The organism is Phenylobacterium sp., from assembly GCF_019636135.1.
Classification (GTDB): domain Bacteria; phylum Pseudomonadota; class Alphaproteobacteria; order Caulobacterales; family Caulobacteraceae; genus Phenylobacterium.
The window spans coordinates 1-11,477 of sequence record NZ_JAHBYD010000054.1 but is presented as its reverse complement, the minus strand read 5'-3'; the positions used below and the strand labels follow the sequence as shown (position 1 = coordinate 11,477).

At 70.9% G+C, this 11,477-nt stretch carries 13 protein-coding genes; 5 read left to right on the top strand and 8 right to left on the bottom strand.

Translation table 11 applies throughout. From position 1 onward, the window contains the following. Positions 1 to 226: 226 nt before the first annotated feature. From KF737_RS22190 to KF737_RS22170, 5 genes are all read left to right on the top strand, one after another. Entirely contained in the window at positions 227 to 610 is a 384-nt protein-coding gene (locus KF737_RS22190) for an endonuclease domain-containing protein (RefSeq protein ID WP_296460685.1), read from the top strand. Between the two features lie 170 nt (positions 611 to 780). Further along, positions 781 to 1,812, top strand: a complete 1,032-nt coding sequence (locus KF737_RS22185; protein WP_296460683.1) for a 2OG-Fe(II) oxygenase — start codon at positions 781 to 783, stop codon at positions 1,810 to 1,812. Next, the gene (locus KF737_RS22180; protein WP_296460679.1) at positions 1,809 to 2,894 is read left to right on the top strand and encodes a 2OG-Fe(II) oxygenase; all 1,086 of its coding nucleotides are present in this window, start codon (positions 1,809 to 1,811) and stop codon (positions 2,892 to 2,894) included. Before KF737_RS22185 ends, KF737_RS22180 begins: the two co-directional genes overlap by 4 nt. 62 nt (positions 2,895 to 2,956) lie before the next feature. Beyond that, a complete protein-coding gene (locus tag KF737_RS22175; RefSeq protein WP_296460676.1) occupies positions 2,957 to 3,421 on the top strand; it encodes a DUF3617 family protein in 465 nt (154 codons plus the stop codon). Then, on the top strand, positions 3,418 to 4,209 hold the full coding sequence (locus tag KF737_RS22170) for a tryptophan 2,3-dioxygenase (RefSeq protein WP_296460674.1): 792 nt from the start codon (positions 3,418 to 3,420) through the stop codon (positions 4,207 to 4,209). Before KF737_RS22175 ends, KF737_RS22170 begins: the two co-directional genes overlap by 4 nt. Before the next feature lie 91 nt (positions 4,210 to 4,300). Here KF737_RS22170 and KF737_RS22165 read toward each other — a convergent pair whose 3' ends face one another. The 8 genes from KF737_RS22165 to KF737_RS22130 all read right to left on the bottom strand — a co-directional run bounded on the left by KF737_RS22165 (position 4,301) and on the right by KF737_RS22130 (position 11,294). Further along, positions 4,301 to 4,732 carry a type II toxin-antitoxin system PemK/MazF family toxin gene (locus tag KF737_RS22165; RefSeq protein ID WP_296460672.1) on the bottom strand — a complete coding sequence of 144 codons (432 nt, stop codon included), beginning with the start codon at positions 4,730 to 4,732 and terminating at the stop codon, positions 4,301 to 4,303. 3 nt (positions 4,733 to 4,735) lie between these two features. Further along, positions 4,736 to 4,993 (bottom strand): type II toxin-antitoxin system prevent-host-death family antitoxin, encoded by a 258-nt coding sequence (locus KF737_RS22160; RefSeq protein ID WP_296460669.1) that lies wholly within the window; start codon positions 4,991 to 4,993, stop codon positions 4,736 to 4,738. Between the two features lie 100 nt (positions 4,994 to 5,093). After that, positions 5,094 to 5,576, bottom strand: coding sequence for a single-stranded DNA-binding protein (gene ssb / locus KF737_RS22155; RefSeq protein WP_296460665.1), 483 nt, complete (start codon positions 5,574 to 5,576; stop codon positions 5,094 to 5,096). A 134-nt stretch (positions 5,577 to 5,710) separates the two neighbouring features. Continuing rightward, the gene (locus tag KF737_RS22150) at positions 5,711 to 6,100 is read right to left on the bottom strand and encodes a hypothetical protein (protein ID WP_296460662.1); all 390 of its coding nucleotides are present in this window, start codon (positions 6,098 to 6,100) and stop codon (positions 5,711 to 5,713) included. A gap of 18 nt (positions 6,101 to 6,118) precedes the next feature. Continuing rightward, positions 6,119 to 6,844, bottom strand: a complete 726-nt coding sequence (locus KF737_RS22145) for a hypothetical protein (RefSeq protein WP_296460659.1) — start codon at positions 6,842 to 6,844, stop codon at positions 6,119 to 6,121. A 46-nt stretch (positions 6,845 to 6,890) separates the two neighbouring features. Then, complete coding sequence (locus tag KF737_RS22140) at positions 6,891 to 9,680, bottom strand: hypothetical protein (protein ID WP_296460656.1); 2,790 nt, start codon at positions 9,678 to 9,680, stop codon at positions 6,891 to 6,893. Positions 9,681 to 9,996: 316 nt separating this feature from the next. Next, complete coding sequence (locus tag KF737_RS22135; RefSeq protein WP_296460654.1) at positions 9,997 to 10,830, bottom strand: flagellin; 834 nt, start codon at positions 10,828 to 10,830, stop codon at positions 9,997 to 9,999. 176 nt (positions 10,831 to 11,006) lie between these two features. After that, complete coding sequence (locus KF737_RS22130) at positions 11,007 to 11,294, bottom strand: hypothetical protein (RefSeq protein ID WP_296460650.1); 288 nt, start codon at positions 11,292 to 11,294, stop codon at positions 11,007 to 11,009. Between the last annotated feature and the right edge of the window lie 183 nt (positions 11,295 to 11,477).

The window sequence follows — 11,477 nt, the reverse complement described above, 5'->3', positions numbered from 1 at the left end:
AGGCTGGGCCGCATCGGACATCCAGCGAACGAAACATGCGCCTACGTCAGAAGCGGTCGCAGGTGGCGGCGCGACGGCCACCCCGGTCAAAGTCGTCGAACGAGGCGCGAGCGGAGATGGGTACCTGGCGCCTCCTCTCCCCCCGCGAAGCGAGAGGGGAGAGGGCAGGGAGAGGGGCGACGCAGGCCTTGCCGCCTGCACGTCGGTCCAGCCATGATCCATCCTCATGGCGACGTTCAAGACGCTGAAGGACAACACGCCGCGCGACCGGGCCCGCGCGCTGCGCCGGAACGACACCGACGCCGAGGCGCGGCTGTGGAACGCCTTGCGCGCCCGTCGCCTGGGCGGCTGGCGATGGCGGCGGCAGGTTCCGAAGGGGCCGTTCATCGTGGACTTCCTCTGCGTCGAGGCCGGCCTCGTCGTCGAACTGGATGGCGGTCAGCACTCGGAACAGGTCGCCTACGACACCCGTCGGACCGCCTACCTCGAGGGCCTGGGCCTTCGCGTCATCCGGTTCTGGAACTCCGCGGTGCTGACGAACCGCGAAGGCGTGTGCGACACGATCCTCGACGCCTGCGGCGGCGAGCATCCGTCCGTGGGTCCTGGCTGAACCGGGCGCGGCGGCGGCAAGGCCTGCGTCGCCCCTCTCCCTGCCCTCTCCCCTCTCGCTTCGCGGGGGGAGAGGAGGTGGGCCGTCCGTTCGGCGTCCTCGCCCTCCCGCGCACGCCAGCGACACCGCGCCCCGCGTGACTTTCCGGGCGAACGGACTAGGTTCCGGCCATGTTCGCGCCTGGCCAGCCGGCCCCGTATTTCGTCGCGCCCACCGTCTCGTCGCCGGAGTTCGTGTTCGACACGGCCGGCGGGCGCTATGTGCTGATGCTGTTCCTGCCGCCCGTGGAGGCGGCGCGCGAGCCGCTGGCGGCGCTGTCGCGGAACCAGGGGCTGTTCGACGACGCCAAGGTCTCGGCCTTCGTGGTCCTGCGCGATCCCCAGTCGCTGCAGGGCGTCAAGGACGTGCGCGGGCTGCGCTGGGTGCAGGACACGACCGGCGCGATCACCAAGGGCTATGGCGGCGAGCCGCACTGGCTGCTGCTCGACCCCACGCTGCGGGTCATGGCCGGATGGCCCATCGGCGCCGAGGCCGAGGTGTTCGCCCGGGTGGCCGCCCTGCCCCCGGTGGCCGAGCACGCGGGCGTGCCGCTGCACGCGCCGGTGCTGATCGCGCCGCGGATCCTCGAGCCCGAACTGTGCGCAGCGCTGATCGCGCTGCACCGCGAGACGGGCGGCGAGGCGACCGGCGTGATGCGCGACGTGGGCGACCGCACCGTGGCCGTCATGGACGAGCTGAAGAAGCGGCGCGACATCTGGCTGCCCGACGGCGAACTGAAGGACGCCGTGCAGGCGCGGCTGGAGCGGCGGCTCTATCCGCTGATCAAGCTGGGCCTCGGCTTCCGCGTGACCCACGTCGAGCGGTTCCTGGTGAGCTGTTACGACGCCGACGACGGCGGCGTGTTCCACGCCCACCGGGACAACACCACCCAGGGCACGGCGCACCGGAACTTCGCCTGCTCGCTCAACCTCAACGACGACTTCGAGGGCGGGGACCTGCGCTTCCCGGAGTTCGGCCGCGCCACCTACCGGCCGCCGCCGGGCGGGGCGGTGGTGTTCTCCTGCGGGCTGATGCACGAGGCGCTGCGGATCACCCGCGGGCGCCGCTATGCCTTCCTGCCGTTCTTCCACGACGAGGCCGGGGCGAAGATCCTGGCCGCCTACCAGGCCCGCGTGGCCGCGAAGGAGGCCGCGCCGGCATGAGCGCCACCGCCTGGGCCCTGCCGCCCCTTTCCGTCGGCGACTTCGCCCCCGACTTCGTCGCGACGACCCGATTCAACCCGCGGTTCCACTTCGACACCGTGGCCGGCCGCTACATCGTGCTGGCCTTCCTGCCGCGCGACCCGGCCCGGTGGGCGGCGGCGACGGCCGCGTGGGAGGCCGTGCAGGGCCGGTTCGACGACCGCAACCTGACCGCCTTCTTCTTCATCCCGGAGGCGGTCTCCGACGCGGCGCCGGCCGACCGGGCGCCGGGCCTGCGCTGGTTCTTCGACGCGGACGGGGCGGTGCGGGCGAAGTACGCGGTGGCGGACGACGACGGCGCCTGGTTCCTGCTGGATCCGTCGCTGCGCCTGCTGGCGCGCGCGCCGCTGGACCAGCCGGAGGCCGTGCTGGGCCGCACCGCCGCCCTGCCCCCGCTGGGCGCGCATGCGGGCGTGCCGCTGGTCGCGCCGGTGCTGATCGTGCCGCGCGTGTTCGAGCCCGAGCTCTGCCGGCGGCTGATCGACTACTACGACGCCCGCGGCGGCCAGCTTTCCGGCGTGATGCGCGACGTCGACGGCAGGACGGTGGGCGTGCTCGACCCGATGAAGCAGCGGCGCGACGTCACGATCGCGGACGAGGGGCTGAGGGCCGAGCTGCTGGGCGCGATCAACCGCGGGCTGATCCCGGCCATCCGGCGCGGGCTGCAGTTCGCCGCGACCCGCCTCGAACGCTATATCGTCGCCTGCTACGACGCCGAGGAAGGCGGCTATTTCCGGGCGCACCGGGACAACCAGACCCTGGGCACGGCGCACCGCCGCTTCGCCTGCTCGATCAACCTGAACGCCGAGGAATTCGAGGGCGGCGACGTGCGCTTCCCCGAGTTCGGCCCGCGCACCTACCGGCCGCCGACGGGCGGGGCGGTGGTGTTCTGCTGCAGCCTGCTGCACGAGGCGACGCCGGTGACGCGCGGGCGCCGCTACGCCTTCCTGCCGTTCCTCTACGACGAGGAGGGTCAGGCGACCCGGGAGCGGAACAACACGTTGATCGACAACAGCGCCGCGGCGACCGCGCGGACCGGCTAAGCCGCCGTTCATCCGCGGCCCGTCACGGTGGCCCACCCGAGCCGACGAAGAGTCCCCGACCGATGAAAGCCCCGACCGCCCTCCTCGCCCCCGCCCTCGCCCTCGCGTTGGCCGCGCCGGCCGCCCACGCGGCGGCGACGATCACGCCCGGCTACTGGGAATCCACCAACAGGCTCCTGTCGCCGATCCGGCAGAGCAAGACCGAGAAGCGCTGCATCACGCCGGCCGAGGTGGACAAGTTCCTCTCCGGCCCGTCGAACCGCCACTACGCCTGCACCTATCCGACGCGGGTGTTCGCCGGCGGGCAGATCCGGCTGAAGGGCACGTGCGTCTCGAAGAAGGGGCGCAAGGTGGCGGTGCAGGGCACGGGGTCGTACTCGCCCGACAGCTTCAGCCTGACGGCCGAGATCGCCACCGAGTTCCTGGGGCTGGACGTGGTGGGCAAGGCCTCGACCGAGGCGCGGCGGATCGGCGACGCCTGCCCCTCGCCGGCCGAGATCGAGGCGCAGAACAGGGCCGGCCAATGAGCGGGCGGGTCACCTATGCGAGCTACCTGGGCCTGGACACCCTGCTGGCCTCGCAGCACCCGACCACCGAACGCCACGACGAGCTGCTGTTCATCGTCATCCACCAGACGAAGGAGCTGTGGCTGAAGGAGATCGTCCACGAGGTGCGGCTGGCCAAGGGCCTGATCCGCTCGGGCGACGTGGAGCCGGCCTACAAGGCGCTGGCCCGGGTGTCGCGGATCCAGACGATCATGACGCTGTCGTGGGACGTGCTGGCGACGATGACGCCGGCCGACTACCTGAGCTTCCGCGACGGGCTGGGGGCGAGCTCGGGGTTCCAGTCGGCGCAGTTCCGGACGCTGGAATACCTGCTGGGGCTGAAGGACGCCGCGTTCCTGGCCTACCAGGACGAGGGCTCGGAGGCGCGCGCGGCGCTGGAGGACGCGCTGGCGGCGCCCAGCCTCTACGACGACGCGATCGCGCGGCTGGCGGTCCACGGGCTGGCGGTCCCCGCCGAGGTGCTGGCGCGCGACGTGACGCAGCCGTACGCGCCGTCGGCCGCCGTCGAGGACGCCTGGCTGGCGGTCTATCGCGACACCGCGCGCTACTGGGAGCTCTACCAGCTCGCCGAGAAGCTGGTGGACCTGGACGACGCGCTGCTGACCTGGCGGCACAAGCACGTGCTGACGGTGGAGCGCATCATCGGCGGCAAGCGCGGCACCGGCGGCGCCGAGGGCGCGAGCTACCTCGCCCGCACCCTGCAGCGCCGCTGCTTCCCGGAACTGTGGAGCCTCAGGACGAGGCTATAACCCACGGGTTCAGAACGGGTTTTTTCCGCATAACGGTCGAAGGCCGAAGCGCCGTTCCGGCCTCTCGCCGGGCCGCGCGAAGCGGGACACGTCAATCCCGGTCGACGGACCGGAGGCTGCGCCCGCGCCGGTGCGCGACGATCTGCCGCTTCACGGCGTCGAGGATCTCGACCGGAAGGAAGCCCCAGGCGAACGTGTCCGGCCGGTCGCGCGCGACCGGCCGAAGATCGTAACCCGGCCAGACGAAGCGATTGAGTTCACGGGTGATGATCCACGACGCCCCCGCATCGAGGCCCAGCCGCCGCTTCACGGCCGGCGGAATCTGGACGGCGGTCGGATCGCGGGGCGCGCTGTGGGTGATCGGCGCGACGTAGACCACCGTGTCGCCATCCTCATCCCGCGCCGTCAGCACGATGGCGCAAGGCCGATCCTTTCGGCCTTCGTCGGCGCCGGCCGAAGCCTGGTCCTTCCAGAGATAGGCGTAGCTGACGACCAGGCCCGGGGCTGGCGTCGGCAGGGCCACCGGCTACTCCACGTCGTCGAGGCTGTAGCGGTGCTCCGGGGGAACCTCGGCGGCCGCGATGTCGGCGATCTCCGCCTCGGACAGGTCCGCGGCGGCCAGCGCCTGACGTTCGCCCTGCTTCAGGCGATGGAAGGTCTCGGCCGAGACGATGTAGACGGTCTCGCGCCCGTATTTGGTGACCCGTACCGGCTCGGCGAGAGCCTTGTCATGGAAGGCGCCGAAGTTCTTCGAGACCTCGGTCGCCGGGGCGCTGATCGACATGGCGTTCTCCGGAACTTCCCCATCTTACGGAAAATGGACCAGGGACACAACGCGACCGCCGCAGCGCGCCTGACCGAGCGCCCACGCGAACCCGCAGGTCCTAGAACGGGATCTCGTCGTCGAGGCTGGCCGAGAAGTCCTCGCTGGGACGCGAGCCGCCGCCGTTGCGGGGGCCCGACGAGAAGTTGCCGCCGCCGTAGCCGCTGCTGTCCTCGGCGCCGCCGCTCTCGCCGCGGCCGCCCAGCATGGTGAGCTCGCCGCGGAACTTCTGCAGCACGATCTCGGTCGAGTAGCGCTCGGCGCCCGAGTTGTCCTGGTACTTCCGGGTCTGCAGCGCGCCCTCGATGTAGACGGTGGAGCCCTTGCGCAGATAGTTCTCGCAGACCTTCACGATGTTCTCGTTGAAGATCACCACGCGGTGCCACTCGGTCCTCTCCTTCCGCTCGCCGCTCACGCGGTCGCGCCAGGTCTCGGAGGTGGCGACGCGGAGGTTGGCGACGCGGTCGCCGGAGTTGAGGCTGCGGATCTCGGGGTCGGCCCCGAGGTTGCCCACCAGAATGACCTTGTTGACGCTGCCCGCCATCGATCTGTCCTTGCTTTCCGTGTCTGCGGGCGTTGGCCCAGGCGCAAGCTAGCGCGCCGGAAAGGCGTTAACAAGCCGATGTTCCAACTTTGTTCCGCGCCCGGCGGAACCGTCCACAGCAGAATCGCCGCGGCCTACTGCGGCATCGCCCCGGGGATCGCGAGGCGGCCGTCGCCGGTGCGCACCAGGGCCACGTAGCGCGGGCCCTCCAGCGAGGTGGATGTCATGACGCCCTCCTTCACCAGGAACAGGAAGTTGGCCTGGTAGGCGCCGTAGATCTCCTGCTGGCTGCCGCCGAGGGTCAGGAACCTGATCCGCATGGCCTCGAGGTTGGCGGCGCACTTCTCCAGCGAGTCGGTCGAGACGAGCCGGTTGTACTTCAGCGAGCCGTCCTTCTGCGGCACCACGTGGAAGCAGACGCCGGCGTCGCCGGGCGGCGTGGTCTTCCGGGCGCAGGCGCCGAGGGCGAGGGCCGCGGCGGCGAGGACGGCCAGGGGCAGGACGGGGATCGTTTTTACAGCCATAGTTTTACCCTAGCAGGGTCAGCCCACCGGCGGAATGGCGCAGTCGCCGCCCTGCGGCGCGAGCAGGCGGAAGCTGCGGTTGTCGTCCGAGATCTCCACGCGGCCGGTCACCAGGCGCAGGGTCTGGGCGCCGTAGCGGCCGTAGAGCGCCTGCCCCGGCTTCTCGCACGTGCCGGCGAACAGGGCCTGGACGCAGGTGTTGAGGTCGCCGCTGTCGGAGAGCCTGCGCCAGCGGCCGCCGCCGTGCCGCCAGCAGGCCTGCGACCAGACGACGGCGGTGGGCGGCGGCGCGGCCTGCGGGTCGGCGGCGGCGTCGACGCCGGTGTCGGCCGCCGCGCCGTCGTGGGGCGGCAGCGGGGTCAGCACCTGGCCCGCCTGCTCGGCGGCGGCGAGCGCGCCGGTCTCGTCGATGCCGACGTCGAGCGCGTCGGTGGCGACGCCGTTGCGCCGGGCGCACTCGGTCAGGCTGAGCTCGCCCACGAACCGGCCCTGGACGAAGCAGCGCAGCGGCTTGCCGGGGTCGATCCGGCCCGCCTCGTCGGCGCCGCTGGCGTCGATGACCAGGCCGCCCTCGGAGGCCGGCGGCGGGGCGGAGGACGGCTCGCCCCCGCCCACCAGGGCCCAGGCGATCGCGCCGCCCGCCACGACGGCGGCCAGCCCGCCCAGCAGGACGAGCGGCGGTCCACGGCGGCGCAGGGCGTCTTCCGGCGGGGTCTGCCCGGAGCGGTCCGGAGGGGTCTCCATGCGGTCTGGCTAGTCCTGCCGGAGCCCGCTTTCAAGCGGCGTGGCGTCAGCCGCCCCCGCCGAGGCGCGCCAGCGCGGCCTGGTAGTTGGCGATCTGGTTGGTCAGATAGGCCGGCACCGGCCCGTTGGCCGACTTGTTCGTGCTCTGCGCCTGCTGCGTCTGCGGCGAGGCGGCCGAGACGAGGTCGCGGTAGGCGGTGCGCAGCTTGGTCATGGCCGAGCTGAGTTCGGCCAGGGCGTACTTGCGATCCGTGTCGTTCAGGACGTTGAGCTTCCCGTCCAGGGCCAGGCCGTAGATCATGCCCTTGCCGTCGGCCGGCACGACCTTGCCCTTCTCCGTCGTGGTCCGGCGCACGATGCCCTCGGGGATGCCCAGCATCGCCAGCGCGTCCTTGTCGGCCTTGCCCGGGGCGAACTCGAGGGTGGCGCGGTCAGTCGTGGGCTCGATGCGCAGGCTGCGCTTGTTCCCGTCGATGGTGACCAGGGTGACCTTGGCGTTGAAGCCGCTGGCGCGCTTGATCTTGGTGGCCAGGGTGTCGAGCGTATCCTTCTCCTCGATGGTGACGGTCTTGGTGCCGCCGTAGGTCGACTTGATCGTGAAGGTGTCGCCCGCGCGCAGGCTCGAGACCGCGGTCAGGCGCGGGCTGTCGGTCAGGTCCAGTTCGCCCTTCGGCAGGCCGATCCGGTCCAGCACGCTGGCGCCGGTGGTGTCGATGGCGATGGAGGTGGGCGTCGCGCGGCCGTCCTTGCCGGTGAAGCGGCGCGACCACTCCACCGCGCCGGTGGCGATGTCGAGCCGGGCCAGGAAGCCGTCCTGGGTCCCGATGGCGGACGGATTGCCCGGCAGGTCGGTCCCGGCGCTGCCGGCGATCCAGACCTGGCCGCCGGCGACGGCCAGCGAGGTGGCCTTGTCCTCGCCCGCGCCGCCGTAATAGGCCACCTGCCCGCCCCCGCCGAGGCTGGCGGAGAGGCGCGCGGCGAAGGCGTCCGTGCCGCCCGCGTTGGCGTTGGTGACGGTGAGGCCGTCGAGCGCGGCGTTGCTGGTGGAGCCGGCGACGATGACGTCGCTCCCGTCCAGCGCCAGGCCGGTGATCGAGCCGCCCTGCAGGTCGCCGAGGTCCTGGGTGGCGGTCAGCACCGGCGAGCCGCTGGAGACGTCGTAGCGCCGCAGGATCCCGCGGCCGCTCTCGACGCTGGCGGTGATCACCGAGGTCCCGTCGACCACGAGGCCCGCCGGCTTGTCGATGCCGGCCGTGCCGAAGGCGGTGGTGAAGAGCGTCTGCACCTTGCCGGCGGCGTCAACCTTGAAGGCTTCGAGATAGGCGTCGGACTGGCCGAGCGCGACCGTGCCGGGCAGCGCCGAGTTGGTCTTGCCCGAGACGTAGACCGTGCCGTCGGCGCCGAAGGCGACCTCGCTGGCCTCGTCGGCCTGGCGCGCGCCGCGGCGCTGGGTCCACAGCTCCTGGCCGTCGGCGTCGTAGACGGTGACGAAGCTGTCGGTCAGGCCGTCGTAGGCGCCGGTCGAGTTGAGCGCGCCGTCGGTGGCGCCCGCGAGGACGCCCTTCACCGAGCCGGCCACGGCGATCTTGCCGTCGTCGGACAGCGCCAGGCCGAGGCCCGTGGCCTGGTCGGCGGCGCCCAGGGTGCGCGCGAAGACCAGTTGGCCCGAGGAGTCGTACTTGAGCAGCGCGACGTCCTGGGCGCCCTTGATGTCCTGGCCGGCGACCTTGTCGACCACGTCGGCCAGCAGGTAGACCGAGCCGTCCGCGCCGACCCGGGTCTCGCGCACGGTCTTCACTTCCGGGCCCAGCGTCTGGCCGAACACGCGGCCGTCCACGTAGTTGGCCTCCCCCGCGCGCTGGAGCGGCGGCGGCACGTCCACGGTGTCGGTCTGGAACTTCAGGAACTGGGCGGCGGCGGTGGAGTCCTTGGTCTCGGGCTTGCCGTCCGGGTCCGGGTTGCCGGCGTCCTGGGCGACGTAGACGGCGCCGGCCGTCGCGGCGGCCGAGAAACTCACCGTCTCGCCGACACTGGTCTTGATCTTCAGCGCCCACTGGTCGGGGCTCGTCCCGACCTTCACATCCTTGCCGCCGACCTTGACGAACTTGTCGCCGCCCGGGATGCGCTGGGTCTGGAAGCGGAGATCGACGCCCGCCGCCTGGAGCTGTTCGTTGATGTAGGCCGACACCGTCGCGACCGAGCGCGTGCCGGTCATGCCGGACAGGTCGATCGGCACATTAATAGTCGCGCCGGACCTCTTGATCTGTATGTTGAACTGGACGTTGCCCTGGAAGGCTTCGACCTCGGTGGTGCTGGTCCCGGTGGCCAGCGGCGGGGTCACGTATTCCGTCTTCGCCTTGGGCACGCCGAGGGTCGGCTTGGCGAAGGTGTTCACCTCGCCCTGGATGATCCGCAACTGGTCGAGATCGAGGTCGCCGACGTAGCCCAGGATCTCGTCGAGGCCGCGGCTGAAGACCTGGTTGATGCGGTTGCGCTCGGCGGCCAGGATGTTCTTGGCGCCGGCCTGCTCGGCGACGGCCGACAGCGTGGCCAGGCCCTGGTAGAGCGCGAAGATCTTGCGGTAGTCGGCGCTGGCGCCCGGCACGTCGAGCTTGGCCGACCCTTCGTTCACGAGCTTGCGGCCCGCCAGCGCCGCCTTGACCGCGGCGCTCGTCGCCGCCGTCGTGGCCGCCGCGTTCGCCGCGGTCCAGGGCGCGGACGGCGCGACCTTCTTGGCGGCCGTGGCGAGCGCCGACGACCCCACCGTCGCGGCCGCCTGATTGGCCTTCGACTGGTAGAGGCTCAGCAGCAGGCTGGAGTCGATTCCGGTCACCATCACAGCCACCGTAGGCCCGACAACCCTTATCGCGTGTTAACCGGGCGCGAATTCCCGAGCGAAAAACGGCGCGCCCGATCGCCTTCCCGCTCGTCATCCCCCGGCTTGTCCGGGGGACCCACTGGGCTGTGCGTTGCAAGGGTGCGGCGTCGGCGCCGCGGATCATCACGACCTCACAGCCCAGTGGGTGGCCCGGACAAGCCGGGCCATGACGTTCTTATATTTTTCAACGACATATATTGGTTTCCGCACAAGAAAAGGCCCTGGGCGCGCGTCGCGCCCAGGGCCTTTCCTACGCCCCAACGGAAACGGGGACCTAGCCGCCGCGGAAGAGCTGCAGGATGATCTGCGGCGCCGAGTTGGCGATCGACAGCGCCTGGGCGCCCAACTGCTGCTGGACCTGCAACGCCTGCAGCTTGGCGCTTTCCTTGGCGAGGTCGGCGTCGACCAGGTTGCCGACGCCCGCCTCCAGCACGTCGGTCAGCTTGGAGACGAAGTTCAGGTGGGCTTCGATCTGCTTGAACTGCGAGCCGAGGTTGCCCAGCGACTGGTTCACGTTGCTGATCGAGGCGTCGAGGCGCGCCAGCACCGTGCTCGCGATCGTCGCGGTGGTGATGTTGGCGTTCGCCGTGATGGTGATGTTGGAACCGCCCAGCGAGAGCGTGCGGGTGGACAGCGTGAGCTTCGACGTCGCGTCGGCATTGGCGAGGAACTGGATGTCGCCGCCCGCGCCGTTGAAGAGGTTCGCGCCGTCGAAGGCCGCGTTGCCCACGACCTGGGTGATCTGGCGGAGCAGCGCCTTGAAGTCGGAGTCCAGCGCGGTGCGCGAGGCGGTGTCGAGGGAGGTGTCCATCGAGGCGACCACCTTCTCCTTCAACTGCACCAGCAGGTCGGAGATGGTCTCACCGGCCGAGAGCGAGACCTCGGCGATCGAGCTGGCGCGCTCCAGGCTGATCTTCACGGCGCCGAGCGCCCCGATGTCGGCCCGCTGACCCTGCGCGATCGCCCAGATCGCCGCGTTGTCCTTGGCGTTGCCGATCTTCAGGCCGGTGTTGACCCGGTCCTGAGTCGTGGCGAGCTCGTTGTTGGTCTTGTTCAGGTTCTGCAGGGCCGTCAGCGCAGCCTTGTTCGTGTGGACGCTGATCGTCATCACGCTCTCCTAGCGATCGTCGGGCGCCGACTCGGGTCTTCGCCGTCCACGCCAAGCTAGGAAGCCGTGGTGTTCATATGGTTAACACGCATAAAGCATGACGCCGCCGCCGGAGGGCTCCGGGGCGGTCGGGACAATCTGTCCCAGGGCAGCGCGCGGGGGGACGCGCCTCCCGATCAGGCCTCGGTCGAGATGACCGCGCCCGGCTGTGAGCCCCCTTCCCGCAGCTTCAGGACCTCGGCCCTGGGCAACTGGCTGACGACTTCGCCGGTGAGGCGGTTGATCGTCTTGTAGACGTAACCGCCGGAGGCTTGATCCAGATCTATGACCAGTCGCAACGCGACCGGATCCTGGGCGGGAACCGCCGGCGCTTCGGCGACCTTGCGGTCGGCGGGAGCGGTCGGCTGGAACGCGGGCGCCTTCGGATCGGGCACGGGCGCGATGGCCGCGGCCTTCGTTTCCATTGCTCCTTTCGCTGAACGTAAGTGCAGCGCTCCTTAGGCGAACGGCGGACGGGGAGGCCCCGCCCGCCGGACGCAATTGCCCCCCGCGGAGGCCGAAGCCTCCGCGGACGTGCGGCCTTAACGGAACAGACCCAGCAGGATCGACGTCGACTGGTTGGCGATCGAGAGCGCCTGGACCCCGAG